Origin of the sequence: Vibrio antiquarius (genome assembly GCF_000024825.1) — a bacterium.
Classification (GTDB): domain Bacteria; phylum Pseudomonadota; class Gammaproteobacteria; order Enterobacterales; family Vibrionaceae; genus Vibrio; species Vibrio diabolicus.
The window spans coordinates 1,696,012-1,722,215 of sequence record NC_013457.1 but is presented as its reverse complement, the minus strand read 5'-3'; the positions used below and the strand labels follow the sequence as shown (position 1 = coordinate 1,722,215).

Sequence of the window (26,204 nt, the reverse complement as noted above, 5' to 3'; positions counted from 1 at the left end):
AGATGAGTTTTTCATCAATATTTAAGCCGATTTCCTGCAATTCGATCAGCAAAATTCACGGCGAAATTGCGCTCCACAGGTAGTAATAATAGCTCGCAATGATTATAGTGTGCCCAACTCCATAGGTAATTTAAGAAAAGATGTTTCAAGATAACCCACTACTCGCTCAGCTTAAGCAGCAAATCCAAGAAAACCTGCCGAAAAAAGAAGGCTCAATAAAAGCCACAGATAAAGGCTTTGGCTTTTTGGAAGTGGACAGCAAGACTAGCTTCTTCATCCCACCTGCGTACATGAAAAAGTGCATGCACGGTGACAAAGTCGTCGCCATTATCCGCACAGAAAATGAACGCGAAGTTGCAGAGCCACAAGAGCTGTTAGAACAAGCCGTGACTCGCTTTATTGGTCGAGTCAAAATGTTCAAAGGCAAGCTAAACGTAGCACCTGATCACCCACAGCTTAAAAAGCTTTCTCTTAAAGCGAAACTAAAGAAAGGTCTAAAACCTGACGAGTTCGCTGAGGGAGATTGGGTTGTCGCACATCTTATTCGCCACCCTCTAAAAGGCGATAACTCTTTCTTCGTGGAAATTTCTGAAAAAATCACAGACGCGAACGACAAAATTGCACCTTGGTGGGTAACGCTTGCTCAAAACGATCTACCAAACTCTGAGCCAGCAGGCATCGAGAACTGGGAACTAAAAGACGACGCCGATCTAGAACGCGTAGACATGACACACGTTCCTTTCGTGACTATCGATGGTGAATCAACCAAAGATATGGACGATGCGCTGTACGCGAAGAAAACCGAATCTGGCGATTTCGAACTGACTATCGCTATCGCAGATCCAACCGCCTACATCACACCAGAAGATGAAATGGATAAAGTAGCACGTGAGCGTGGCTATACTATTTATCTTCCGGGCCGCAATATTCCAATGCTGCCTCGCGATCTAGCAGACAACCTATGCTCTCTGATTGAAGGCGAAATCCGCCCTGCTATTTGCTGTACCGTAACCGTAAATAAAGACGGCGTAATTGGCGACGATATCAAGTTCTTTGCAGCAAACATCAAATCACACGCACGCCTAGCATACGATCACGTGTCTGATTGGCTAGAAAACGGCAGCTCAGAAGCATGGCAACCATCTGAAGAGATCGCGACGATCGTTCGTGACCTTTACGACTTTTCCCTTGCTCGCGCAGAATGGCGTGAGAAAAACGCAGTGGTCTTCCCAGACCGCCCTGACTACCGTTTTGAGCTGAGTGAAGACAACGATGTGGTTGCTATTCATGCAGATATGCGCCGCAGTGCAAATCGCTTGGTTGAAGAGTCAATGATTACCGCAAACATCTGTGCAGGTCGTACACTGCGCGATAAATTTGAAACAGGTGTTTTCAATACTCACGCTGGCATTAAGACTGAGAAGATTGAAGAAGTGGTTCAACTTGTCAATCCAGAAGGTGCACTGGAATTCACAGCGGAGTCAATTACTACTCTAGAAGGCTTTGCTGCATTGCGTCGCTGGTTGGCTGCGCAAGAAACCTCTTACCTAGATAATCGTATTCGTAAGTTCCAAGCCTACAGTGAGGTAGGTAATCAGCCTCTTCCTCATTACGCTATGGGGCTGGATATCTATGCGACTTGGACATCACCAATTCGTAAGTACGGCGATATGATCAACCATCGCATGTTGAAGGCCGTCATCCTAGGCAAAGAGCCAGTGCAAAAACCTGATGATCAAGTCGGTGAAGAACTAGCTCTGCACCGTAAACATCATAAAATTGCTGAGCGAAATGTCTCAGATTGGTTATATGCACGTACGCTTGCTGATGAGCCGAACAAGAAAACTTGTTTCACAGGTGAGATTTTCGATATTAATCGTGCTGGTGCACGTGTCCGACTTCTCGAAAATGGCGCAGCAGCCTTTATTCCTGGTGCACTAATTCTTGATAATAAAGAAAGAATTGAGTGCAATGGCGACAACGGTACCATCTCTATCGATAAAGAGGTCGTATACAAACTTGGTGATACATTGGAAATTGTCCTTGCGGACGTAAACCAAGAGAACCGCAGTTTAGTTGCAAAGCCAACCCAGGTATTTGCTGAACAACCAGCAGCACAAGCAGAACAAACTGTAAGTGAATAATACCGAATGAAGTTAAAAGGCGCTCTATTGAGCGCCTTTTTTATTTGTTATGTAAAAATGATAAGAACGAATATGCCGAACATTGAGATCATTCGCTTTAATCACTTCACTGCGCGCAAAAGTGAGCGTTACACCGCAACACATAATGGCTTATATGTTGTGGAAGAAGGTGCCCTATTAGTTCATCAACCAAATGGTGAACAGTTTGAACTTAAAGCAGGAGATTTTACTCTCTACAACTCCGCTGATTTGAGCAGCGCAGAAGCTATCCCTAGTGAAAAAGGCTTTAAAGCACTGGCCCTAGTCTTCAACCCAAATCTATTCTGTGACTTTAAAAAAGCACACCCAATGCTACGCTCCAAGACGGAAGAAAGGCGCTTCTATCCTTTTTCAGCGCAAGCCAGCAGCGAAGTAGCACAACTAAAAGACACATTGGTCAACTTAGCGAGTCGCAATGCTCCAGACTACACACAAGGTCATATCGCAATGGCACTGCTGTCGTTAATGGTGGAGGTAGAGCCAAACATCCTATCAATCATAGATGATGCAAGCAGCCTAAGCGACTCTCAAAAGGCCATCAAGTATATTGAGAACAATATCGAGAAAGATATCACTCTGGAAGGCTTAGCGGCTCATATGAGCATGTCTATCGCGACCTTAAAACGCCGCCTCGCCGCAGAGGATCTTTCATTTTCACAGATATTAAAAGTGAAGCGGATCAACTTCGCCGCAACCCAGCTGCGCATGTCAGAAAAATCTATAACAGAAATAGCGTTTGAATCCGGATTTAAAAGTGCAGCGCATTTCAGTACCGCATTTAAATCGGTTTACAACATGACGCCGAAAGACTTTAGAAACCAAGTCGTTAAATCCAAAGCATAAATTATGGCGACATTGGCAGCTGTTAGAATTGGAGCGTTCCCTATTCCCAAAAACACGCTTGAGGATCGCTTTCCAATTCGGTGAGTAGTTCTTCAAGCGTTTGGCTGTATGGAAGTGGCTTATAAGGTATCCACCTTAATAATTCGTTGCGATACGTTGGGACGTAGAAATACCAAAGCTGATTGCCCTCATCAAACACGATCTTCGCGACGGGAGAGGTATATTCGCTGTGCTGTGAATCAAGAAGAAAATGCGCTCTATGAAGCTCGACACCATTCTCCACTGGCTCATATAGGCACTTACCCTGCTCGACAGGCAGGTTAGCATTACGCGCAGAGCAGAGCGATTGAACTGATTTGTATAAACGACTTGTCGCCATTTGGGACACTGACATCAACGTTCTCCCGATGGATGATAGTTAGAGCTGTCGATCCTAGTATATAACCTTTACACCACCACCGATGCTGATTATCTGCCTACCTCAAACAAAGGGTGGCTATATTCTCATTTCCTCAGATTATCATCTCACTTTACTTGGAAACGCTACCTACATCACCTCTTGGTTAGAAAGAATTCCCTTGTTTAGACCTGACAGTTCACAAAAGTGTAACCTGAACGCAATATCATAAACGCTGCTTTATACCGTATATGGAGTTTAATATGTTACGTTTTACTGTGGCGACGTTATTGGCCATAGCAGTCTCCCTCCCCGCCATTGCAAAAGAAATTAATATCTCTGGGTCAACCTCGGTTGCTCGCGTAATGGATGTACTTGCAGAGGAATACAACAAAACACACCCGGACGATTACATTGCAGTTCAAGGTATTGGTTCTAGTGCGGGTATTACAATGGTTAATAAAGGCGTAGCCGAGATTGGGATGAGCTCTCGCTATCTGACAGAAAGCGAAAAAGGTGAAGATCTCAACGTATATCCTATCGCTTATGATGGCCTAGCTGTTGTTGTAAACCGTACAAACTCTGTAAAAAACCTTTCTCAACAACAACTGTTTGATATCTACAAAGGTAAAATCAAGAATTGGAAAGAGGTTGGTGGTGCAGATCAACCTATCGCTGTTGTCACTAGAGAGGCGTCTTCAGGCTCACGCTACAGTTTTGAAAGTCTGCTAGGACTAACCAAAATCGTAAATGATCGCCTCGTCTCAGATATCAGCCCGAACAACTTGGTTGTAAATAGCAACAGCATGGTAAAAACCATCGTGAACCATAATACTCGTGCAATTGGGTTTATTTCTGTGGGATCAGTAGATCGCTCAATAAAAGCGATTCAATTAGATGGTATTGACCCAACTTCGGCAAACATTAGCAATCACAAATATAAATTGGCGCGGCCATTCCTAGTACTCTACAAAGTCAATAAGATTAGCGAACCAGGTAAAGGATTCGTCACCTTCCTTCGTTCAGAACAAGGACAAAAAGCGATTGCTGATTACGGTTACACTCCAGTAAAAAGCTTTAATCAATAAAACCAAAAAGAGAGCATATTGATGCTCTCTTTTTATATGTTTTCTATCTGGCTCTGGAATTAGAAATGCAGTTGAATAACAGAAACGACAACAGCACCAGGTCGACGAATACCTTCGATTTCCACTTTAATTTCACGCTCGATCTCCAAACCTTTTTTGATCGGCGTTACTTTTGTTAAGGTGCTGACAGCACGAACGTTGTTTCCTGCTTTAACAGGGTAAGGGAAACGAACTTGGTTTAAGCCTAAGTTAACGACCATTTTGGCTGTTGGGAACATTGGCTTATCAGGGTCCACTGAGTCAGTCAATTTAGGCAACAATGCTAATGTTAAAAAGCCATGAGCGATGGTTGTCTTAAATGGAGATTCAACTGACGCACGTTCTGGATCTGTGTGAATCCACTGCATGTCTTCCGTTACCGCACCAAATTGATTGATACGTTCTTGAGATACATGCACCCAGTCACCAGTGTGAATCACTTCACCAATTTTTTCACTTAACTCGTCATACAGCTTTTGAGCCTCAGGTGCCATTACGATTGGTGCAGGTTGAGGCGCAACCTCTTCGTTAACAGCTGGCTGTTGGTGATCACGAACTTTTGAGAAAAGAAAGCTATTCTGAGCTTTTCCCAAAAAGTCACTCCAATAATCGCGTAACGTTGGAGACATCCAATTCATAAACTCGGATTGATGAGCAGAAATCGCATCAACTTTGTCTTTAAATAGATTTGTGACCTTCATAAACACCCTTAAAAAATTTAAGCACAACTGGCTATACCAGTTAATTTTGAATTAGTTCACAAAGTCTTGCAAATACTTTCGGGCGAACACCTGTACCCTAAAAGCAAGTTATTTATTAAATATCATAAAGATAGCAATAAAACACCATTTTATTGACTTGCGCCAATATAAAGTAAAAACTCTATAAATCGCTACTATTTGTCTCTTTTTTACCCCATTTTCAAACTGTTTAACATCACATCAGAGACTATAAAACGAGCAAACAGTACTTCTATTATAATTCAGCACTTTACAAGTCGGACTATGCTCCCTATTATACGTTCCGCAACGGAGAGATGGCTGAGTGGTTGAAAGCACCGGTCTTGAAAACCGGCATACGTTAATAGCGTATCTAGGGTTCAAATCCCTATCTCTCCGCCACTTATTCTTAGAAAAAAGCCTTTGATTATCAAAGGCTTTTTTCGTATCTGAAGCATAGAAAAGTCACCTAACACAGATAGGTGATACATATGTATTTGATAAAACTGGCTTCTGGCGTGTACTACACACGTATTGCCACCCCTGCTTTTCTACAAAACTCCCATGACTATCCGAAGGAAGTTCGCTTCTCTCTGCTTACTAAAACGCGTCGTGAAGCGATTAAACGCAATACTCGGTTAGCTAGTGCTATCTGCTCTCTCTTTGACAGAGCATTCAATCAGTGCATGCCATACAAAACGTTCAAAGCCATTCTCCTGGTGTTGATAAAGCGTGTACGCGAGGAGTTTAAGACGAGTTCGAAGATGGAGCCTCATCATGCGCCAGTTACCGTCGAAACTCCGCCACCAACTCCTGTGGAAGCCTTACCTGAACAACAATCTAAGGACTCGAAGTTCTTCGCAACGGAATTAGATGATTTTATTCGCTCTAAAAGCCTTGAAAACATTACTCATCTATCTTCTGTTCAGCTTAAGCAACGTTGTACAGACTTCATCTTCTTTGTGAAGAAGCGGAAACTTCCAGTAACGCCTAAAACAGCCATACCCAAAAGAGACAGGTCACTCCTCACAAATCTTCATTTAAAAAACAGTTTAAAATAGACACTATTTTGTAGACAGTTTAACGCAGACAAAATGCCATTCTAGGGACATAGAAAATGATAAGAGCTTATTTAAGAGCCTCAACTGATGAGCAAGACTCTTCTCGTGCTAAGCAGGAATTACGAGAATTCGTTAAATCCAATAATCTACAGATTGCATCTTTCTATCAGGAGAATATATCAGGTACAGCAGCCGAGCGTCCTGAGCTAGATCGGCTCATTGAAGACTCTGAAGATGGCGATGTCCTATTGATTGAAAAAATGGATAGATTGACGCGCTTGCCGTTCCAAATCTGGGAAACCCTCAAAGCGCGAATCAAAGCTAAAGGGATATCAATCGTAGTTGTAGATCAACCTATGACCCACCAGTCTTTATCTGATGCAGATGTGTCAGTCTCGGCAATTCAGCAGGCGTTAACAAACTTCATGTTGGATCTGGGCGCAGCGATGGCTCGTGATGATTACGAAACGCGCCAGAAACGTGCTCAGCAAGGTATCGCAAAAGCAAAGGTAGAAGGACGCTACAAAGGACGACCTGTGAACGCAGAGACAGCACAAAAGTGCCGAACTGTTAATTTGCTAGTTTCTGACGGTGAAACCGTCAGTGCTGCATGTAAAGCACAGGGTGTAGGTAGAGCAACTTATTACAAGTACCTATCCGCCCGAGGCTGACGGCTCAAATATACTCTTTAGCGTATAAATAGAAAATATACGCCATAGAGTATATGAGGATTTGAATTACTGGGTAAAAGGAAGATAGAAGATGTACGTGAGTGATCCATTAGCGTTGGCAAACTGGATGCGAGAAGCAAGGCAAAACAGTGGATTGACACAAAAGCAGGCTTCAGAGTTAAGCGGGCTACGGCAAGCAACGATATCTAAAATCGAAAATGAACCAGCATCTTGCACCATCGAAACCTTGTTATGCCTGGCTAGAGTCTATCAATTAGAGCTTCACCTGTTGCCGATGCTGGCTAAGGGAGAGAACTACAAGCACGAAATTTCTAAGTTGAAATAGTGAATAAGTGGTACCAATATCAGTAAAAATTTGCTATTTAACCTGGTGACAATAGCTAAGAGTAAGTAATCTATAACAATCTTACTAATAAATTACTTAATGCAGTTCAAAGTTAGGAGCCGTAAGTAAAGTTATATAAGTTTGGAAACATCACCTCGCTACCAAGTTTTTTGGATAAATCACCATAACCATAATACCGAATTAGCTTTATATAACTTACAAAAAGTATCTCAAGCACAAACTTATCTAACAGTTTATTCTCAATGTCAAGAAACTCTTTAAATTTCCGCTCATCTAATTCTATGTGACCATTTTTATTACGACAAAACTCGTATGCAGAAATACTAATTACATTAGACATTTTTATAATATCACTTCCTAGTACATCTTCGTCGTGTTCATTATTCATGAAAAAACGAACCTCATTATAGAATTCATCACGAGACATAGGCACTTTACCATTATTATGGTAATTAAATCTAATAAATTCATGAAGCCTAACTTCTAATTCTAACTTCGAGAAGAGATATAATTCATGAGAAGAAGGATTATTCGACAATAATAATCTCTCAAGATTAGTTTTATTTTCATATATAACTTCAGCCAAATCGCCCCTTGAATATTGGACTAAGTGCATATGTTCGTGAGAAATTGTTCTTTCTTCACGCCTGCTGCCTTTATTATTTATAAAAATTAGATTTCCCTTGATAGGAGATACATGACCAAGCACATTTTCTTCAACGAAAATACCCTTTGTCAACTGTTTAATGATTGCAGTGAACAATTTGATAACTGAGAAAATAAAGTGAGCAAATAAAATCGGAATTGCTAACAGCATCATAAGTGATGCGAAGGTTAAGAATATTAACCAAACAAATTTATTATTGTTACGAATATAGTTTGATTTTATTATTGCTTCACTTATTGAATCTCGAACTGAACTAATTGAAAGATCCAACTCCTTTATTGGTTTAAGGTATTCCCTACCTAATAAGGTAACGTGCCAATAATTTATAATGATTATTGGAAGATTTACAATTATAGCTTTAAGTTTTCCTATGGCAGTATAGCAAATGTCAAACTTAAAATCAGCGAAATCAATTTTTCCCATTCCAGGGAAAGGAAATATAATAAAATATTTCTTAAATTGATTTATACTTTTTCTTTTCATGTTTATAATAAAAATTAATAGTAATTAGTAACATTGGTCATCACGGTTTTATATTTCTACTGAAAAATCCTTTATATTTACTATCATAGCAATCAAAAGTAACCAAATTTTTCCTTGCTCTAGTTATACCTGTATATACCATTTCTTCGTGATCATCATTTAACAAAATGCAAAACACTGTATCAGACTCCAACCCCTTGAAACTATGGGTAGTAGACATTTTTATAACGCCAGAGTTCTGCATGAAAAAGCATTTCTTCCTTCTTCTGATTTTTTCTATTCTATTGACACGTTCCTTTCCTGTAATATGTTCAATCTGCCTTAAATCATCTGCATCCTCAAACATAATTTTAGTTTTTTCAATACTTCGTATTTTCTTTTCGATGGCAATAAGAGGTTCAACCTTAGAACATATTATTGCTATATCATTTGGATTTATACTCTTCTCTTTTACATAAGAGTTGATCAAGTCAATAACCTTCTCTGTATTAATAATCGAACCATAAGATTCATATGCTAGTAAGTCAAAGTTCATACTTCCTTGGGTATAATTCGATTCAAATACATCACTATATTTACTTACCAGAAACTCTTCCTGGAAGCCTTTGAAAAGCTGAATCAAAGGCGTATCGATTTCTGATCGATAAGATTTACTCAACTTAAACCAACGTCCGAAGCCTTGTACTAACGCTGACTCTCTTTTATTATCATCACGCTCATAAATATTTTGAGATTGATCACCAAATAAAATCATTTCACCATTAGGTTCAAGGAAGCAATCTCGAATAATCTTTATCCAATCTGGTTCATAATCTTGAACCTCATCAATAAATATTGTCTTATATTTTTCATTTATAGGTAAAGACTCAAATAAGTTTCGATCCTTATACAGTTTTTCAAGCTTCTCTTTATCTGTGCCTTGGTATTTTTCTAACAACGGAGCTACATCTAAACCATACTCATTTAGTTTATTATTGATAAAACCATGATAATGCATGATTTCAAACTGATTACCTGCTCCTTTGCATTGAATCTGCGAAATCTTATCGCGAATGTAATGCCTTAAAGTAATGTTGTATGTGAGAATTAAAACTTCACTACCATGCCGTTCAAAGGCACTTATCGCTCGTTTTGCGAGAATTGAAGTTTTTCCACAACCAGCCACCCCTTTTACCTTACGTTTTTCAGATACGCTATTAATTAGAGATTCTTGCTTTCTATCAAATACTATAGGTAAACCTTGATCTAAAATGTGAGTAGGAGGAGATAACCTACGGATGAAGTCAAGATATATGTTATTCGTAAAAAGATTATTCTTCCTCATTCTCTTTATTTTAGATACAAGATCATTAATATTATCTTTACCATAAGAGATGTAAGCGTCACGAGAAATTTGTTTTATCTTATTACTCAAATACTTTTGTTTTTTATCATACTCGAAATGAACTATCTCTCGATTCTTTATAGAAGCATTTAGTAAATTCAACTCCATTCTTACTTCATTTTCTGGAGTTTGGTATAGCTCTCTAATTTCTAACTTGCTTGCGCAGTTAAAATATACATACGTACTAATTACATTATAAAAGTTTCTATTTACTAGCTCCTTTAAGCCTAAAATAGGGAGGTGCAATTCAAACATATTCTGTTTGTATCTGAAAACTTGTGTTTGAGGTGAGCGAATGACGCTATCTTTGATTAACCACTTGTTGTCCTTTGTTACTACATAGTTATTAATTGACCAATCTTTAACCTCTATAATAATAGCCCCATAGTCTCTTTTTACGATAACTATGTCAGGTCTGTCTCCATCAAGAAATGGGTTAAAAAACACCTCATATGATTCATCAAGACTTTCATCTATTTTTTTCAGGAGATACAGTTCACCTTCAGTTGGTTTAACAGTTAGTCTTTCAATATTGCTCCAGGAAGGATAGATCTTAGCCATACAGATTTCCGCATTAATGCTTGGTTAGATGGGACATGCATTAGATTAGTGCTATTGAAATAGAATATAAAATTCTAATCTAAAAAATTGGTTCTATTTAAATTGTAGAGCCTCATCTTTTGATGAGGCTCTACTCGTTAACTTTTATTAACTATTTGACACCGTGATTTTCAATACCTTTTCCAACACTTCGGATTAGGTCATTTGTAGCATCAATTTTTTCGTCAGTTTTATCACTATGAGTTTCAATTGCCTTCGTCTCAGCAATTACACGCTTTTTTTGTTGCTCAATGATGAATAACTCTAACTCTTTAGCTTTTAAGTCTTGCTCTAGAGCTTTCGCAGCTTGTTCCTTTTGCTTCTCATCCTGTTCTTGCTTTAACTGTTCTTGAAATTTTAATTTCGCAGCGTATTCACGAGTCTGAGCAACCTCAGTAAAAGTCTGTCCGTTGTCTAGATAAATGTTACCACTATTAAGCACCTGACCATTTAAAAATAGAGTCATTTCACTACCAAAGCAGATATCTGCTTGTGCTACACCACCACTAACGTGTTTATAGCTGTAAACTAAGCAGTCTTTACCAATACTTTGCTCATCGATGAGGAAAACAAATACTTGATCTCCAAATGGCACAGTAATAGAGCGCTTTGAGCCAGCGACTAGTGCACGCTCAGTGAGACCGTCTGCCCACTCCAAAGTCGCATTAGAACGCATCTTTTCTGGCTGTCCAACATTTGCACAGCCAGAAATAACAAGTAATGCAGTCGCTAATATGATTTTCTTAAACATTAATTCAATCAGCCTTACTTAGTTACTACGTATTGCAGACTGTAACTTGTCGCTTGCTCAATCACGATATTGTAACCACCAATTGGGAAGGACTTCGTCGTCATAGGTACTTTAAACTCAACTGTATTTGGTGGTAATTGAGTAGATTGAGCATCTTGCTTACGGTATGTAGTCGCTGATACGTTCCCCCAAGCATCAGCACTCATGTAAGTACGATCCGAGCCATAGCGAGACATCGTTGTCTCATTGCTTTCAACGACAACATCTGTGAATCGAAAAACCACTTCATTATTGTCAGACATACCCATGAATCTTAAATCAGAGTAACCTGTATTAACTTTGCCGCCATAGATATCAGCACCTCCGAAAGCGTTAGGGAGATCTTTAGTCTTCTGTAAGCGGAACACGCTACCACCGATAGAGGTCTGTAGACTTACGTTCTGGTTTACGCTGATATTTTCATAATGCTGAATATTCGCACATCCCGTTAGAGAAAGAGAAAGGATTAGACCAAGTGTCGCTAGTAATTTAGCTTTCATATGCACCAAATAGTTTAGTTGTAAAAAATTCAGTGCATTCTATGGATTAAATGAACGCTAATTTTGATATAAATCAAAAATACACTTTTGATTGATAGGAGTTATTTGTCGTAAAGATAAAGTTTGATGGTTTTTTGCGTCAACCTTAAATAACTGGTTAGTTCTATGATAATGAGACACTTTCGATGGCCAAAAGGCAGTTGCTATGTCACAAACATTTCAATCAGGCTTGTAAATGATATCTGGTAGCGTATCATCTAATATGACACATTACTGTAACTTAGACTTTTCTAATTTTGATGGAAAAACCTCCATTTAGTCAAAGACTTTGATTTTTATAGGTTTCAGTGTAGATAGTTTTCAAATCCCTATCTCTCCGCCACTTATTTAGAGAGCTCGCATTTATTGCGAGCTTTCGTCGTTTTAGCGCTTGTAAAATGACGGAGGTTCGAACCCCTAGTCGTATACGGCCCCAGAACTTCACCACATTCCAATAAAGAGCCCGCTAAAAATTAGCGGGCTCTTTATTTCTATTTTCTAGTGTTTAAGCAAACTTCTTAATCATTTCAGATAGGTCATTGGTACAACTTTGCACTTTAGAGTTCATCTGATTCGTTTCTGTCATCAGATCATACGATTCACTGTACTTTAAGTTAAGCGACTGGATGTTTTCGTTAATCTCATCCGTTACGTAAACCTGTTCTTCTATCGCTACCGCAATTTGTTGATTTCGCTCGACTACATCCTGAACGAGAGATTGCAGCTGTTGGATGCTCTCTAAAGCCGTGCCTAATAATGTTACCGTTCCGGTCGACATTTCATTGCCTTTCTCTAGCGCAGAAACCGCTGATTTACTGCCCTTTTGAATTCCTTCAATGGCCGCTTTAATTTCTGTTGTCGATTCCTGTGTTCTTTTAGCAAGGGTTCTCACTTCATCCGCAACGACTGCAAACCCTCTCCCTTGTTCGCCTGCCCTCGCCGCTTCAATTGCTGCATTCAACGCTAATAAGTTGGTTTGTTCAGCAATATCATTGATCACTTCAACAACGGTTCCTATTTGCTCGGTTTGTTGGTTCAAACGCATGACCACTTTAGAGATTTCGCCGAGCTCATCCACCAGCTCTAGTACCGAGTGGTTAACATTATCGATAACGCTACGGCTATCTGTCATCGTGTTCTGCGCTTCCAGCGTAGCATCGGCCGTCGCTTGAGCATTATTTGATATCTCAGATGATGAGGCTTGCATCTCGTTGACCGCTGTAGCGACCGAGTCGATCTCTACTTTCTGTGCACTCAAGTTTTCCGTCACTTGCTGGCTATTAGTCGCAGCACTGTTGGCACTTGCACGCGTTTCTTCGCAAGAGTCTTTTACAGACACCCCGACTCGCCCTAATAGCGCATCTGCAAATTGCTTACGCATCTTCATACCCAGCTCAATTTCAGCCAGATCGTTAATTTTTCCGCAATAAATATACTCCATTAGTGGATTATTGAAGTCTTGCCTAGCCTGTCTAGCGAGCTTCTCAACTGGCCTTGTTAATACATAAATTGAGAAAACGGAAAGTAATGCAGCAATGCCAAAGGCCACCGCTGGTGATTGATTCATTTGTAGAGTTAGCAAGCCAAGAAGGTTTGAAATGAAAAGAAAGAAGGCTGCTCTCATCCACAAACGCGTACGGGGAAGATACATTTGCAATGGTTTACTGTTATTCCGAAGTTTTGAATACGCTTTTTCCGCTCGTTGAACGTGTATACGCTCAGGTTTAAATCGAACCGATTGGTACTCAACAACTTCACCATTGGATTTGATAGGAGAAGCAAACGCATCAACCCAATAATACCCTCCGTTTTTACGTCGGTTTTTCACCATTCCCATCCAGTGCTTTCCAGTTTTCAGGTGAGTCCATAAATCTTTAAAAGCCTGTTTCGGCATGTCGGGGTGGCGTACAACATTGTGAGGCTTACCGATAAGTTCACCATCATCAAACCCCGCGACTTCATTAAAGTTTTCACTGGCATATTTGATATAGCTGGACGTATCGGTGATAGAAACTAGGCTGTAACTCGAAGGGTAATCATATTCCGTTTCACTCATAAACATGTGTCCTTACATTGATTAATTAAATAAACGGCAAGTATGAGTGTAGCAGCATAACATTTATGCGCATAATGATAAGCTCATTGTAAAATTCAATGAAATTACTGATAGGTCAATTTATTACCTGCAAACATAGTGGCGGTTTCACTCTCAAATAGCACTACCCTTGAGTGCTCACAAGATGCTGCATTGATTAAAATTAATACACAAAAGCGCTTCCTTACTGAGTTCGTAAATTGTTATAAATAAACGATTACAACGAAAACAAGGAAGACAAACATATGACTATTCGTTTTAGTCAGCTTGCCGCTCAAGGAAACACGGCTCACCTATTTATTGACGATTGGAAAATAGACACTCAGCACTCTTGGGGAATATTCAGCGCGGATGGGGATATTGGTTCTCTACTTGGAGACCTTATTTGTGGTGAACTTTTACCAATAAGCGGGAAACTTGAGCTTGATGGGCTGTCCGTTGCTCAAGTGTCGTTATCAGAGCAACAGCGATTACTGGAAAGAGAATTAGAAAAGGACGATACAGACTTTCTTGATCGTATCGATCAAGGCAGTACCGTTTACTCACTCATTCAGGAGCGCAGCCAAGACGCTAATTTAATAGATCAACTGATTACCGACCTCGACCTAACTCACCTTAAACACAGTGGCTTTCGTGTTCTCTCTACAGGGGAAACAAGACGAGTGATGCTAGCTCGCGCTTTAGCAACACAGCCTGATTTGTTACTGCTAGATAACCCATTTACTGGTTTAGATATCGCCCATCGAGCAGCTCTCGCTCACTATTTACACTCGCTTTCTCAAACCGTACAGCTACTGGTCACGTTTTCTCGCGAGTCTGATATACCTGAGTGGATTGATCGAGTTGCGCTTTTCAGTGCAGGAAAGCTGGACAGTACGATGGATAAATCCAGTTGGGATAATCATCCAGTCATTGAACAAATTAAATCTCAGTCCGAGCAACAGAGTGAAGAAATGATGAACTTGATACGTCAGCATCAGCACTCGACACACTTCGACAACCCAATATTTAAACTAACAAATGGGTCTGTTGAATACACTGATAAGAAGATCTTTACTGACTTAAACTGGCGAATAGACAAAGGTCAGCATTGGCAGATCAAAGGCCCAAATGGCTGTGGGAAGAGCACCTTGCTTGGGTTAATCTTTGGTGATCATCCTCAGTGCTACAGCAATGACATTGATATTTTTGGTAAAAAGCGAGGGTCTGGCGAGACAATCTGGGAAATTAAGCAGCACATAGGCATGGTATCTTCAGCGTTACACCTTCAATACCGCGTTAACTACAGTGCGCTAGACGTGATTTTGTCCGGTTTTTACGACTCCATAGGGTTGTATAACCAACCCACTCGTAAAGAAGTGGACATCGCAAACGAATGGCTCGACATCCTACATATGAGCCAATACCGAAAAACCTCATTCAAGCAATTAGAGTACGGTCAGCAGCGCCTGTTGTTGATTGCAAGAGCCATCGTTAAACAACCAACATTACTGATTTTGGACGAGCCATATCAAGGGTTAGATTTTCTTGGTAGGCGTTTAGTTAAGAATACACTTGAGCTCATCGCCCGAGAAAATTTAAGCCAGCTATTGTATGTATCTCATTACCAAGAAGACCGCTTGGATAGCATCAAGAATGAGTTAGAGTTTGTTTTTGATGACAATAACCAATGTTATCGGGCTAACGTTTACCAATCATAATGACTTCGCTGAGCAAGTTGATCATAAGGTAAAGGCTTGGAGTAAAAATATCCTTGATGATATCGCACTCCCATCTTTTTCAAATGGTCGGCTTGCGCCGTTGTTTCTACACCTTCAGCGATGAGTTGTACTTTTAGCTCTTCCGCAAAGTGAACAATAGCTTTTAAAACGGAAGCACTAAGGCTAGGTATACCAATAGTTTCGACAAAACATTTATCGATTTTTAGGTAATCAATACGCATGTGCTGCAGAAACGCCAGCGAGGTTTGACCGGTACCAAAATCGTCGATCAACACATCAATTCCATGTACTCGCAGCGCTGCGATGCACTTTCTGGCTTCAGCATCAATGAGTTGACGTTCTGTTATCTCTATGCCTAATGAGACGTTATTTTGACTTAACTTCCTATCAATGAGTTGAATCTTTCTAATCGCGTTTGGCCCAACTAAGTAACCGGGCGGCACATTAATACCAAGGTGAACAGACTGATTAAAGTCTAATTTACTAAAGTCTTCTGCCGCTTTATCGAGAACGTAATCCGTGAGCAGAAAGACCAATCCACTTTGCTCCGCCGCTGGCACAAACTCATCAGGAGAAATGAACCCTTTATTCTGATGTTCCCATCGCACTAGGGCTTCAAAACCAAATAGTTGACCAGTATCGACGTTAATCTGGGGCTGGTAATACAGAGTCAACTCGCCTTTCTTTATGGCTTTCTTTAAATCCAGAACCAAGCTTCGATGAGGATCGATAAATTTATTTAACGCATATAAGCAAAGATAGATAACAAAAATGATTGGAATTGAATACAAAAAATAGGAAAGTGTTCTCTGTTTGACGAATAGATCGCTAGCTTCACTCAAAGCTTCATACTCAAACATTTGCGACGATTTGATGCCAATAGGATTACTTCCCGTTCTCAACGCTTCTTCAGGTGCAACTTGGTCATGAATAAATAAGGCAGAGCGTTTTAAGCGTAAATCGTTATTAAATCCTATCTTCGCATTAAAGTAGTCATGATCAATAATCGTCACCGCTTGATAACCGTGCTCTCCTTCGGTCACGACGAGCAAAAATTGGTCATATACGCTATCCACGTTTCCAAGTGCTAACGCTTGTCCCTCGGGAAATATAATGTGCTCGGCTAACGGCTTAGAAATTACGCCCAGTTTAGAAGAACACGTAATGACCCCATTTTTTACAATCAGCATTTCTTCGATATCTCGTTCAAACATCAAGTTTTGCTGAAGCTCTTCACATCGTCTAGGATGCAACAAAGCCGTGCGGTTTTCGGTCTCTATTTGGAATAAAATTTCGTCTGCGATTTGAACGTTTTTTTCTAATAGATGGTTGAGGTTGTTTTGCACGCTTTCACGAGCTAAATACAAGACTTCGCCAACAATCAAAGGAATGGGCAACAAAAAAATGATGGCTTTTTTAAAAAGCGCCTTATTCAGCATATAAAAGTAACCTTTTATAAAACCGATTTACTGAGATGGTATCTGGATTCTGATACCCACTAGCAACTCTCGTTTATAATATTATTTATTTAGATTAACTCAGTATGCGAAACACTTGGTAATACCGCAAACTAAACAATGCCTTAATCCCTCCTGTTCCAATTTAGCATCAAACGACTCAAACCTGAGACGTCAATACGACATCATTTTTGAGCCTATCGGTACCGAGGTAAGCCCTCAGTCGTCAAATTCTCACTCTACGAGAATTACCCATTAAAATTATTTTTCTTTTCTCAGTGATTAAGAATTATATTTGTCGTAATTCATATAACACGTTACAACACTCTCATGACGACAAACAAAGCTAATGCGAACCAGGTAAACGAAAAAGCACTGCAGTTGTTAATGCAAGTTGCAGTTAGTCCATTCCCAGTCTCTGCGAAAACGCTAAGCGAGCAATTGAACGTTCCTTTGAGCAGTCTCTACCGACACTTGAAGCTGCTCAAAGAGTGGAACTTGATTGAAGAAAGCGTACACGACAAGACATTTGTCGTTGGCCCGGCAGCATTGCTGCTCATGCATAGCTATGAGACCGCACAGCATGGTTTAGATATGGTCGAAACCATACTGGCTCGGTTGGTACAACAAACAGGGGAAATGGCCGCTTATATGGTACCTGCAGGGTATCGCGCGCTTTGTGTCAGACAAAAAGAAAGTATGCAGGCGCTGCGTTGCAGCTTCGTCCAGGGTCAAAGTCAACCTCTGCTACGTGGTGCCTCATCTAAAGTGATGCTCGCTTTTATGCCTCAAAGTCGATGCGAGAAAATCTTGAGATACTTTAATCAAGATCACCGACGAGACGAATGGGAACAAGAGCTCACAACCATCCGTAAACACGGATATGCCGTCAGTACTTCAGAAATTGACCCGGGTGTTTCTGGCATCAGTGCACCAGTGATGAAAGGAAGCAAACTGATCGGCGCGGTCTCGGTGATGGCTCCGGCCCACCGAGTCGAAAAGGATAAGCAGCGCATTATTTTGCATGTGTTGCAAGCGGCAAGGGCACTACCACCAGAAAGGTAATTCATCATGTTAAGCTTTTTCAAACGCTATAAACTCCACCACACCGTGAAACAGCCGCAGCATTACCCTTTTTCTTTTATGACAGTGTGTGAGTATTTGCCACCCATGTCTAAGGGCGCGTTTGAATTAGCTGATCAAAGTTTGGAAAATGCTAGTGATTGGCTATACCAACAGCATGATCATGAAACCGCTGAAAACTTTGGTCACTTCAACCACGACAAGCTGGAAAATGGCGAGTTTCAGGAAGCGTTAAGCCTTTCGCTTTCTCGCCACTCAATTCCTGTTTTAGTAACTAACTGTACCGAGGCAATCTTGTCCATGTTACCTGTGGTCGGGTCCTATCGAGACGAAGTGGGTGTGGTAAATATTGGACATGACATGAACTTGAAGCCGACACTTGAACCACGTTTAGGCTCCGCATTCCATTTTGCTCTTTCTCGCTATCAAAACGTGCGATTATTTTTTGCTGGTGTTAGCGAACAAGATACAAAGCAAGAAACGTGGGAATACGCGGAGGATCAAGGTTGTGACTGGGTAACCGATAAAGAGTTTTCTTTTCGTCATCGCAATAATGTAAAGCAGTTGATCGGCAATTACCTCGACCATTGCGACCAAATAATCCTCAGTATCGACCTTGGCTCCCTAAAAACCAAAAACAGCCTTGATGGTACCTCAGAAATTGATATCCAAATGGTTCTACGCACCATTAGGCAATGCCTGGTTGCAGGTAAAGTCAGAGCCATTCAACTCGTTGGCGATCGCGATCGTCTGGTCTATTCGAGACAAACGAAAGCCATACTAGAAGAGTTATATCAAATGGCCCCACTCATTGTTCACGCAGCCTAGGATTAAGTTCTGTTCAGAATCAGGACGCTCAAGCTACTGATTCTGAACCAACATGGTTAATTATTATCTTTTACCAACAAATAGTTACATGAATAAAGCGACTCATGTCACACTTAGCTATTGAACTAATCACATACTTACGTTCTAATAACACCACTATGCTTTGGTATGACATACGAAATAAAAATAGCCAAAGTTCAATAAGTAAGCGGATTAAAAACCAAAAACACCGCCGACATTTCAACTTCTGTGAGCACTTGCTCACGCTCGCTTGATGCCATCTTGTTCCACTTTTTTAGGACATTTGATGATGCGTCTTTGCAGTATTTTCGCTGCGGTTCTTGTTTTACCGCTAGCCTCACACGCCACCACTTATGACGTCAAAGATCTATCTGAGTTAGGTCAACTTTGCTCACACAAGAGTTTTAGTATCGGAAGCGATGGCACGACTTATCGCTGTACAGGGGAAATAGTCCTACCCGCAGGTGACAAAATTATCTCCTCATTACCGGAAAAAGAGATAACGTTAAAAGCAGATTATGGCATTGTGTTAGAGGGGAACAATACGATTGGTGACCCCAATAAGCGTATCTCTCTACACGCACTCGCTACCGGATTAACGGTTAACAATGAGAAAGCTTCAAGCATTGACGATTACCAAAACAAGCACACTGTTATCTATGGTGATCTTCTATCGGCATATCCAACAAAGCTGCATAACATTCTCATAGACGGGAATATTAAGCTAACAGGTTCGACACTTCACATTGATGGAGCGCACAACACCATTATTGGTGATATTTCGACACACAGCACGACCGATATATTCAATGCTAACGTTTGTGGCACCATTGAATCAAAAGGCCATCAATTGCATCTCAAGACGAAGAACCCTCTCCAACGACATTTCGTCGTCGGTGATATTGTGGCGCACAGTTCTCTGCTTATTGATGACATGGAGATCTACGGCACTACTGAGACTAAAGGAGCATCTGCCGCATTGAACGGTTCGTTCTATGACTCTACTACAGCAATTAAATACTTCCAAACATTGAACTTCAACAACGCTCCAAATCAGCCAAGTCAAGTTTGTGGTGAAATCCAACAAACGCCAGGAAGTGCACAAACGAAAGCACAAGACAACAAATACACGCAATACTGTGGATTGGGCGACACTGATTGTCACTACTCTTCTCAGCTCTGTCCGATCACCCCTCAAGATATTCCGAATTGCAGCATGCAACCTCCATCAGAGAACGACTTCGACCTAAACGTCACACCATCGGACGACATGGCACTGATGTGCGGCGACGATCTTCCGCAATTTACAGCAACAACAACCAATAATGGAGAAGTTGTAAGCGCAGAAGTCAGTGCTGCCCTATCACACCCTGACTTGTTCACTTTAGAGGTGGTCAAAGGTCAGCAGACATTAAAAGCAAACCAATTTATGTCTGACGACAATGGTAAGCTCGTTGTTCGAGTGGTCCCGAACGATATTGATACCATCGCGTTAGATACGAACTACACGCTGACTTTCACTATGGCAGAAGACACCAGCAAGCATCAAACGGTTAGCTTTATGTTTACGCCATATATGTTTGAGGCCTACTCAAAGACGAAAAGCGCAACTTTAAATGAAATACGCGTTATTGCAGGTAAACCAGAAAACGTGCATACGCGATTGCTGGCTTGTGCTTCCACCGGCGAACCTGTAGTCGCAAGCAACTACAATGGTACTCCTAAGATTTTTCATCCATTGGTTCAACCATTAGGAGGAAGTGAAGGAAACTTTAGCTATTCAGCGGAATTTAAAGACGGCTTGTCTGAGCATGGTCTTATCACGAACGAGTCCGGCATATTTGAAGTGACATTGTCCGATCATTTTGAATGTGAGGGATTTGAAGAGTGCCCAGAAGAAGGCAAAGTGGAAGTGAAAGGAACATTTAATGTGTACTCGCGACCATGGACATTGGCTATCTGTGACAACCAACGTGCTTTGCCTTCTGGCACCTCTGAACAAGGAGATGGGTTTATTGCTGCCGGAGAACTTTTCTCTCTAACAGTGAAACCCATCATTTGGCAACCTGACGGCTCTGTAAGTGGCTCTGTGGAATCAGCACGTTATTGTGATGCCTCTATCACCCGTAATTTTATGCTTGATGACGCTCCAGCAGCATCGGTAGTCTTGTCGAGTGAGCAACATACGCCATCAGAGACAGCGAACCAAACCTCGAAATTGCTAAAAAGTAGTGACTCACTGGCTCAGGCGCATAATTCAGCCAAGAATGATCAATTCGTCTTTAATGGGTTATATTGGGAAGAAGTCGGGAGCTTGAGAGTAAAAGCAAACCTAGAAAGTAAATATCTAGGTATGACTGTTAACGAAGGCTATCGTTACATCGGTCGTTTTTACCCAAAATATTTTCAAGTGCAAGACCAAGAATGGCACTACCCACATGGCCAAACTTTTGCTTACATGAATCAACCTTTTGAGAAAGTCACTTACGATGTTGTCGCACTCAATGCGAATAAGGAAAACGTGAAGAACTACGTCCACTTTTCATCTAACCTTCAACAACATTTCGACTTAGGCGAACTAAGCTCATACTCCGAACGGTTTTTGCCGCCTAAGCCTAAGAAGGTAGACTGGAAACTACTGGGTAACGCGAGTGTTGGAACGTTTGTGATCGAGAAGCCCTCGACCAATGCGACTTGTAACAATAGCCCATGTTGGAAAAAGAACACAACCGATAAACAATACCCTGATGGTCCATTTAATAATGGGACTAACAGTGACAGCAGCAAAATAGGTATAGTCACGACTAAAGCCGTTGATGAGGTAAATTTCTTTGATAACAGCGAAGTGCTCACTCAACAACCGGACATTCGATTCGGTCGTTTGAACTTTCAAGATGTGGGTGGCAACCAAGGCATGGTGATCAAAGTGCCACTTGATGTGGAAATTTGGCAAAACGGTCGATTTACGACTAACTTCGATGACAGCTCAACAACGGCGAATGGTGAATATTACTTCAGCACGCCAATTTGGTCGCATGCGCCAGCAAACAACGCCCTGCTTTCTGGCGTTGGAACGATGAGTATTGGCAGGATGACCGATATCGTTGCAAGCCAAATTGACTCAGCGCGCGAGCAAATACAATTCCACCTAGATTTAGACAGCTCAGGCAATCGCATCCCTTGGCTGAAATACGACTGGGATAGCTCTACAAGTGAAGAGGAAAACCCACCCGTCATTGTTACGTTTGGTATTCACCGAGGAAACGATCGCATTATTTATCGTGGTGAACCCAATATGCTTGGCCTAAATTAACACGAAACGGCAAACAAAAAGAGCCCCTCAATTGAGGGGCTCTTTTCATCACAAACTGATGTAATTTACTTTGCGCCACGACGCGCTTTCAGGCGCTTCACCATAGCAAGACGACGCTCTGCCGACCCTTGGTCTGTTGCTGACTGGTTCGGATTATTACGACGACCTTGACGATTCTTGAATGCTGGTTTTGAGTGCAGCTTTTCAATGTAAGATTCACGCTGTTTTGGTTCATAGCCTGCAAGCTCAATACGGCGAATGCGTTGCTGGATTAGATTTTCAACCTGAACCACCGTGAGCTCTTCATCTCGGTTTACAAATGAAACAGCATGACCTTGTTTACCTGCACGGCCCGTACGACCAATTCGGTGAACGTAATCTTCCGCTAGGAAAGGCATGTCATAGTTCACAACGTGAGGTAAGTCTTCAATATCTAGACCTCGAGCAGCGACATCGGTAGCCACCATGACACGTGCTTTACCGGACTTAAACTCTTCTAGCGCACGACGACGAGCACTTTGAGCACGGTCACCATGACAAACCACCGCTTTGATACCATCAAGTTTCAGCTCTTTTACCACTTCGTTTGCGGTCTCTTTGTAGTTCACAAATACCAACACTTGTTTCCAGTTTTTGCGACCAATTAGCTCTGAAAGCAGTTCCGTTTTTCGCTCTTGATCAACTGGATATAGCACGTGAGCAACTGTTTGTGCCGTAGTATTTGCACGCTCTACTTCGATACGTTTTGGTTTACGCAGAATGTCTTTCGCTAACAGATTTAGCTGGCTTGAAGTCGTTGCCGAAAACATCATGATTTGCGGATCTGTATCCACATCCAGCATGATCTTACGAACTGCATGAATAAAGCCCATATCCAAGATACGGTCTGCTTCATCAAACACCAAAAACTCTAAGTGTGCCACCGAGACATTACCTTGTTCGATGTGTTCTTCCAATCGACCAGGTGTAGCCACAAGGATATCAACACCATTTTCCAGTGCCGCAACCTGAGAAGACATTTTACGACCACCGAAAATCGCCGCCACCGACAGATTGGTGTACTTCGTGTAAGCTTTGATGTTGTCAGCAATTTGTTCAGCAAGCTCGCGAGTTGGAGCCAAGATAAGTGCACGAGCAGTCTTACGAGAAGCGCTACGGTTACTGTCTAACAACTGCTGAATCATAGGCAGAGAAAACGCAGCCGTTTTACCAGTACCTGTTTGTGCTGTAGCGAAAATATCATGGCCTTTGCGAGCCATTGGAATCGCCTTCTGTTGAATTGGCGTTAACTTTTCATAACCGCATTCTGCCAGTGCTTTAACCACTTCTGGCGCAAAACCTTGAGATGAAAATGACATTGAGCGTATTCCTTAAACAAACCACTAAAAATAGCTTTAAAAATTTAGCCGTGCACTATACCCGAATTTGAGTGATTTATCTCACTTTTCTCATTGAAACGCTACAAAAGCAAAAACGGCGAACGCAGACAGATTGCAGGTTCACCGTTTCCGTTTAACATTTGTTCGATTTAACGCTTGATGCCAGACAACTGAAGGAGAATTTGCTCAAGTTCATCCCATGGCAACAGCTGAGAATCTATCACTTCTAATCGTGATTCAAACCCTTCTAAGCTGATTTCATTCACCGACACGACTCGGTTGGCAACATTAAACGCGTAACACCCCTGATCTGTGTTGACCACCGCTTTAACACGTTCCGCCGTTAAGTCCGAAAGCATTGAGAAAAGTTTATCAAAATCAAACGTGTACTCTGCCCCAAACAACCACCCGCAGCTAAAATACCCTTGCCCTTTGTTCTCTTTGCGCACAAAGGTTTCACCTGGCGGCAACTGGAATTGAGGCTCTTGGTGAGCATGTTCATGATGATGTGACTCGATATGGGAAGAAGCGCTGCCGTAAACCCGTTCGATATCCAAGACTTCTATCGGTAACTCACCATCATGAATAAGCTTACTGAATACTTTTGAGGGAGATTGGTCCGTCACCCAGTCATTAAACACATCAATGTCGTGACTGGTACAAAGGTCAACCTTACTGCCTATAACCACATCTGCGCTGTCTAACTGGTCCACGAAATTTTGGTTAGAAAGGTACTTTTCATCACTTAAGTTACGCGGATCAACCAGAGCGATCGTCGCTTTTAGATCAACGTAAGGTTCATACTGTTCTGAGGTAAGCGTCGCGATAACCTGTTTTGGATGACCAAGGCCTGTCGGCTCAATCAATAAACGGTCCGGTTTTTGGCGCAGTAACGCGGTAATACCGACCGACATTGGCACGCCCGCCGTGCAACACATACAGCCACCCGGCACTTCTTTAATCAGCGCACCTTGGTCGGTCATCAATGCACCGTCGATGCCAATCTCACCAAATTCATTGACCAAAACCGCCCAGCTTTCGTTTTCCGGTTTGTTCTTCAGTAGATTTAAAATCGTGGTCGTTTTACCGACACCCAAAAATCCGGTCAGTATGTTGGTTGGTACTCGATTTGACATGCTTATCTCCGACACGTTAGTGCATTAATGCTCCAGCAAAGTATACGGAGAATGTGACTCGCTTCAACGCTTTTTATCGCGCTCATCAAGCTCATTGCGTGATGCGTGGGTACACATTTTTTGAGAATGATCAGAGTGACTTATCAACTCTGAACGCTTCATATCAGAAAGATACATACTGGTGTAAATGACGCAGGTAAAAAACGCGATAATAGCGACTACGATGGGAAGAACTCCGAGCGTGTTTTCGAATTTAAGCGCAGCGATAGCCAATACGAAAACAACGACAGAGATAAGTGCGATAGACTTACTTTTGTTGCTTTTCATGATAACTCGCCTTTCGTAAGGGTAGCCCCTAACACCTCCTGTATTAGGGGAACGCCAGTTTGAACAACATCCAACCTGACTATTCAATGCTACTCCTTTCGCTACTTGTGAAATTTGACAAAGCTAACATTTATTACAACATCAAACGATGAACTTATTACTAGCTTTCAGATACTTAGTGGACTGTAAAACGCTTACTAGCAAATCGACCCGCCGCTGACCAATATGTCGTTTTCATTGGCAATACAAACTTGAGCCACCAGCCTTAGCCCTTCGACTATCATCTCCAGAGACATGGAAGGCTGACGGCCATCTGCTGCTTGCTCTGGCAATAATGGGATATGAACAAACCCATGACGAATAGGTCTGTCTTTTAGATAATGTTGAATGCCATAAAAAAGGTGGTTACATACAAATGTTCCGGCACTGTTGGAAATCTGGCTAGGTATCCCCTGCTTTTGCAGCGTTTGAACAACTCGCTTTATCGGCAGTGTCGAGAAGTAAGCATCTGGGCCGTCAGCCACTACGGGTTCATCAATCGGCTGATGACCACCGTTATCTGGAATACGAAAATCATCCACATTAATTGCGACACGCTCTGGGGTGATCGCGCCACGTCCAGCCGCTTGCCCAACGGTAATCACACAATCTGGTTGGTGCGCTTCTATTGCATCAATAACGGTATTCACTGACTCATGCCGAATCACAGGAACTGGGCAAGTAACGATCATGGCATCTTCTATTGCCGCAGCCTCTAATCGCTTGACCGCTTCTAAGGCGGGGTTAATGGCGTCACCACCAAAAGGTTCAAAACCGGTAATCAGGACTTTCTTCATAACAGTATTTAGGAAAAGAGTTTCACAAATTATTGCACTCCCCTTCACCCCATCCAATAGCAAAAGTATTGTTGACATAAACCAGACAACATTATGTGACTCATGTCTAACCAGCGAGGGTTTTCACCTTTATTGAATCTAGACAAGTTCCGGACTATCGAGACTAACTATCGATGA

At 41.6% G+C, this 26,204-nt stretch carries 22 protein-coding genes and 1 tRNA gene; 11 read left to right on the top strand and 12 right to left on the bottom strand.

All coding sequences use genetic code 11. The annotated features are described in order from the left end of the window. The first annotated feature begins 140 nt into the window (after positions 1 to 140). Positions 141 to 2,144: an exoribonuclease II gene (rnb, locus tag VEA_RS22565; RefSeq protein ID WP_012842481.1), complete on the top strand. Its 2,004-nt coding sequence runs from the start codon at positions 141 to 143 to the stop codon at positions 2,142 to 2,144. Between the two features lie 72 nt (positions 2,145 to 2,216). Next, a complete protein-coding gene (locus tag VEA_RS22560; protein WP_012842480.1) occupies positions 2,217 to 3,026 on the top strand; it encodes an AraC family transcriptional regulator in 810 nt (269 codons plus the stop codon). A 40-nt stretch (positions 3,027 to 3,066) separates the two neighbouring features. On the opposite strand, the gene VEA_RS22555 is transcribed toward VEA_RS22560, so the two are convergent. Next, positions 3,067 to 3,420 carry a DUF3024 domain-containing protein gene (locus VEA_RS22555; protein WP_012842479.1) on the bottom strand — a complete coding sequence of 118 codons (354 nt, stop codon included), beginning with the start codon at positions 3,418 to 3,420 and terminating at the stop codon, positions 3,067 to 3,069. 266 nt (positions 3,421 to 3,686) lie between these two features. Here VEA_RS22555 and VEA_RS22550 point away from each other — a divergent pair, with 266 nt between their 5' ends. Next, on the top strand, positions 3,687 to 4,511 hold the full coding sequence (locus VEA_RS22550; RefSeq protein WP_005391035.1) for a phosphate ABC transporter substrate-binding protein: 825 nt from the start codon (positions 3,687 to 3,689) through the stop codon (positions 4,509 to 4,511). 59 nt (positions 4,512 to 4,570) lie between these two features. On the opposite strand, the gene VEA_RS22545 is transcribed toward VEA_RS22550, so the two are convergent. Continuing rightward, positions 4,571 to 5,251, bottom strand: coding sequence for a MaoC family dehydratase (locus VEA_RS22545; RefSeq protein WP_005391037.1), 681 nt, complete (start codon positions 5,249 to 5,251; stop codon positions 4,571 to 4,573). 329 nt (positions 5,252 to 5,580) lie between these two features. Here VEA_RS22545 and VEA_RS22540 point away from each other — a divergent pair. From VEA_RS22540 to VEA_RS22525, 4 genes are all read left to right on the top strand, one after another. After that, positions 5,581 to 5,671 (top strand) — tRNA-Ser (locus VEA_RS22540). Positions 5,672 to 5,760: 89 nt separating this feature from the next. Then, positions 5,761 to 6,330, top strand: coding sequence for a DUF6538 domain-containing protein (locus tag VEA_RS22535; protein WP_006741999.1), 570 nt, complete (start codon positions 5,761 to 5,763; stop codon positions 6,328 to 6,330). 56 nt (positions 6,331 to 6,386) lie between these two features. Further along, complete coding sequence (locus VEA_RS22530; protein WP_012842477.1) at positions 6,387 to 7,001, top strand: recombinase family protein; 615 nt, start codon at positions 6,387 to 6,389, stop codon at positions 6,999 to 7,001. Between the two features lie 91 nt (positions 7,002 to 7,092). Continuing rightward, positions 7,093 to 7,347 carry a helix-turn-helix domain-containing protein gene (locus VEA_RS22525; RefSeq protein ID WP_006742001.1) on the top strand — a complete coding sequence of 85 codons (255 nt, stop codon included), beginning with the start codon at positions 7,093 to 7,095 and terminating at the stop codon, positions 7,345 to 7,347. A gap of 112 nt (positions 7,348 to 7,459) precedes the next feature. On the opposite strand, the gene VEA_RS22520 is transcribed toward VEA_RS22525, so the two are convergent. From VEA_RS22520 to VEA_RS22500, 5 genes are all read right to left on the bottom strand, one after another. Next, positions 7,460 to 8,518 (bottom strand): hypothetical protein, encoded by a 1,059-nt coding sequence (locus VEA_RS22520; RefSeq protein ID WP_006742002.1) that lies wholly within the window; start codon positions 8,516 to 8,518, stop codon positions 7,460 to 7,462. Positions 8,519 to 8,558: 40 nt separating this feature from the next. Continuing rightward, positions 8,559 to 10,463 carry a nuclease-related domain-containing DEAD/DEAH box helicase gene (locus VEA_RS22515; protein ID WP_006742003.1) on the bottom strand — a complete coding sequence of 635 codons (1,905 nt, stop codon included), beginning with the start codon at positions 10,461 to 10,463 and terminating at the stop codon, positions 8,559 to 8,561. A 151-nt stretch (positions 10,464 to 10,614) separates the two neighbouring features. After that, positions 10,615 to 11,253, bottom strand: coding sequence for a hypothetical protein (locus tag VEA_RS22510; protein ID WP_006742004.1), 639 nt, complete (start codon positions 11,251 to 11,253; stop codon positions 10,615 to 10,617). A gap of 14 nt (positions 11,254 to 11,267) precedes the next feature. Beyond that, complete coding sequence (locus VEA_RS22505; RefSeq protein WP_006742005.1) at positions 11,268 to 11,792, bottom strand: hypothetical protein; 525 nt, start codon at positions 11,790 to 11,792, stop codon at positions 11,268 to 11,270. Positions 11,793 to 12,336: 544 nt separating this feature from the next. Beyond that, complete coding sequence (locus VEA_RS22500) at positions 12,337 to 13,887, bottom strand: methyl-accepting chemotaxis protein (RefSeq protein WP_012842476.1); 1,551 nt, start codon at positions 13,885 to 13,887, stop codon at positions 12,337 to 12,339. A 284-nt stretch (positions 13,888 to 14,171) separates the two neighbouring features. Between VEA_RS22500 and modF the strand changes: the two genes are divergently transcribed. Next, positions 14,172 to 15,626, top strand: coding sequence for a molybdate ABC transporter ATP-binding protein ModF (gene modF / locus VEA_RS22495; RefSeq protein ID WP_006742007.1), 1,455 nt, complete (start codon positions 14,172 to 14,174; stop codon positions 15,624 to 15,626). Here the strand turns inward: modF and VEA_RS22490 are convergent. After that, positions 15,614 to 17,086 carry an EAL domain-containing protein gene (locus VEA_RS22490; protein ID WP_006742008.1) on the bottom strand — a complete coding sequence of 491 codons (1,473 nt, stop codon included), beginning with the start codon at positions 17,084 to 17,086 and terminating at the stop codon, positions 15,614 to 15,616. The genes modF and VEA_RS22490 overlap by 13 nt on opposite strands. Before the next feature lie 348 nt (positions 17,087 to 17,434). On the opposite strand from VEA_RS22490, the gene VEA_RS22485 reads away from it, so the two are divergent. The 3 genes from VEA_RS22485 to VEA_RS22475 all read left to right on the top strand — a co-directional run bounded on the left by VEA_RS22485 (position 17,435) and on the right by VEA_RS22475 (position 22,349). Then, positions 17,435 to 18,169, top strand: a complete 735-nt coding sequence (locus VEA_RS22485) for an IclR family transcriptional regulator (protein WP_005391048.1) — start codon at positions 17,435 to 17,437, stop codon at positions 18,167 to 18,169. A gap of 6 nt (positions 18,170 to 18,175) precedes the next feature. Then, positions 18,176 to 19,015, top strand: coding sequence for an arginase family protein (locus VEA_RS22480; RefSeq protein WP_006742009.1), 840 nt, complete (start codon positions 18,176 to 18,178; stop codon positions 19,013 to 19,015). A 307-nt stretch (positions 19,016 to 19,322) separates the two neighbouring features. Further along, positions 19,323 to 22,349, top strand: a complete 3,027-nt coding sequence (locus tag VEA_RS22475) for a DUF6701 domain-containing protein (protein WP_012842475.1) — start codon at positions 19,323 to 19,325, stop codon at positions 22,347 to 22,349. A 65-nt stretch (positions 22,350 to 22,414) separates the two neighbouring features. Here VEA_RS22475 and VEA_RS22470 read toward each other — a convergent pair whose 3' ends face one another. The 4 genes from VEA_RS22470 to pcp all read right to left on the bottom strand — a co-directional run bounded on the left by VEA_RS22470 (position 22,415) and on the right by pcp (position 26,027). After that, positions 22,415 to 23,707 carry a DEAD/DEAH box helicase gene (locus VEA_RS22470; RefSeq protein ID WP_005386186.1) on the bottom strand — a complete coding sequence of 431 codons (1,293 nt, stop codon included), beginning with the start codon at positions 23,705 to 23,707 and terminating at the stop codon, positions 22,415 to 22,417. Between the two features lie 170 nt (positions 23,708 to 23,877). Next, complete coding sequence (locus VEA_RS22465) at positions 23,878 to 24,864, bottom strand: CobW family GTP-binding protein (RefSeq protein ID WP_006742015.1); 987 nt, start codon at positions 24,862 to 24,864, stop codon at positions 23,878 to 23,880. A gap of 63 nt (positions 24,865 to 24,927) precedes the next feature. After that, positions 24,928 to 25,191 carry a hypothetical protein gene (locus VEA_RS22460; protein WP_006742016.1) on the bottom strand — a complete coding sequence of 88 codons (264 nt, stop codon included), beginning with the start codon at positions 25,189 to 25,191 and terminating at the stop codon, positions 24,928 to 24,930. Between the two features lie 197 nt (positions 25,192 to 25,388). Beyond that, the gene (gene pcp / locus VEA_RS22455; RefSeq protein WP_012842474.1) at positions 25,389 to 26,027 is read right to left on the bottom strand and encodes a pyroglutamyl-peptidase I; all 639 of its coding nucleotides are present in this window, start codon (positions 26,025 to 26,027) and stop codon (positions 25,389 to 25,391) included. Positions 26,028 to 26,204: the final 177 nt, after the last annotated feature.

Excerpts from the sequence above, each read along its gene's own strand:
- rnb (WP_012842481.1), top strand. The coding sequence starts at position 141 with ATGTTTCAAGATAACCCACTACTCGCTCAGCTTAAGCAGCAAATCCAA.
- VEA_RS22560 (WP_012842480.1), top strand. The coding sequence starts at position 2,217 with ATGCCGAACATTGAGATCATTCGCTTTAATCACTTCACTGCGCGCAAA.
- VEA_RS22555 (WP_012842479.1), bottom strand. The coding sequence starts at position 3,420 with ATGTCAGTGTCCCAAATGGCGACAAGTCGTTTATACAAATCAGTTCAA.
- VEA_RS22550 (WP_005391035.1), top strand. The coding sequence starts at position 3,687 with ATGTTACGTTTTACTGTGGCGACGTTATTGGCCATAGCAGTCTCCCTC.
- VEA_RS22545 (WP_005391037.1), bottom strand. The coding sequence starts at position 5,251 with ATGAAGGTCACAAATCTATTTAAAGACAAAGTTGATGCGATTTCTGCT.
- VEA_RS22535 (WP_006741999.1), top strand. The coding sequence starts at position 5,761 with ATGTATTTGATAAAACTGGCTTCTGGCGTGTACTACACACGTATTGCC.
- VEA_RS22530 (WP_012842477.1), top strand. The coding sequence starts at position 6,387 with ATGATAAGAGCTTATTTAAGAGCCTCAACTGATGAGCAAGACTCTTCT.
- VEA_RS22525 (WP_006742001.1), top strand. The coding sequence starts at position 7,093 with ATGTACGTGAGTGATCCATTAGCGTTGGCAAACTGGATGCGAGAAGCA.
- VEA_RS22520 (WP_006742002.1), bottom strand. The coding sequence starts at position 8,518 with ATGAAAAGAAAAAGTATAAATCAATTTAAGAAATATTTTATTATATTT.
- VEA_RS22515 (WP_006742003.1), bottom strand. The coding sequence starts at position 10,463 with ATGGCTAAGATCTATCCTTCCTGGAGCAATATTGAAAGACTAACTGTT.
- VEA_RS22510 (WP_006742004.1), bottom strand. The coding sequence starts at position 11,253 with ATGTTTAAGAAAATCATATTAGCGACTGCATTACTTGTTATTTCTGGC.
- VEA_RS22505 (WP_006742005.1), bottom strand. The coding sequence starts at position 11,792 with ATGAAAGCTAAATTACTAGCGACACTTGGTCTAATCCTTTCTCTTTCT.
- VEA_RS22500 (WP_012842476.1), bottom strand. The coding sequence starts at position 13,887 with ATGAGTGAAACGGAATATGATTACCCTTCGAGTTACAGCCTAGTTTCT.
- modF (WP_006742007.1), top strand. The coding sequence starts at position 14,172 with ATGACTATTCGTTTTAGTCAGCTTGCCGCTCAAGGAAACACGGCTCAC.
- VEA_RS22490 (WP_006742008.1), bottom strand. The coding sequence starts at position 17,086 with ATGCTGAATAAGGCGCTTTTTAAAAAAGCCATCATTTTTTTGTTGCCC.
- VEA_RS22485 (WP_005391048.1), top strand. The coding sequence starts at position 17,435 with ATGACGACAAACAAAGCTAATGCGAACCAGGTAAACGAAAAAGCACTG.
- VEA_RS22480 (WP_006742009.1), top strand. The coding sequence starts at position 18,176 with ATGTTAAGCTTTTTCAAACGCTATAAACTCCACCACACCGTGAAACAG.
- VEA_RS22475 (WP_012842475.1), top strand. The coding sequence starts at position 19,323 with ATGATGCGTCTTTGCAGTATTTTCGCTGCGGTTCTTGTTTTACCGCTA.
- VEA_RS22470 (WP_005386186.1), bottom strand. The coding sequence starts at position 23,707 with ATGTCATTTTCATCTCAAGGTTTTGCGCCAGAAGTGGTTAAAGCACTG.
- VEA_RS22465 (WP_006742015.1), bottom strand. The coding sequence starts at position 24,864 with ATGTCAAATCGAGTACCAACCAACATACTGACCGGATTTTTGGGTGTC.
- VEA_RS22460 (WP_006742016.1), bottom strand. The coding sequence starts at position 25,191 with ATGAAAAGCAACAAAAGTAAGTCTATCGCACTTATCTCTGTCGTTGTT.
- pcp (WP_012842474.1), bottom strand. The coding sequence starts at position 26,027 with ATGAAGAAAGTCCTGATTACCGGTTTTGAACCTTTTGGTGGTGACGCC.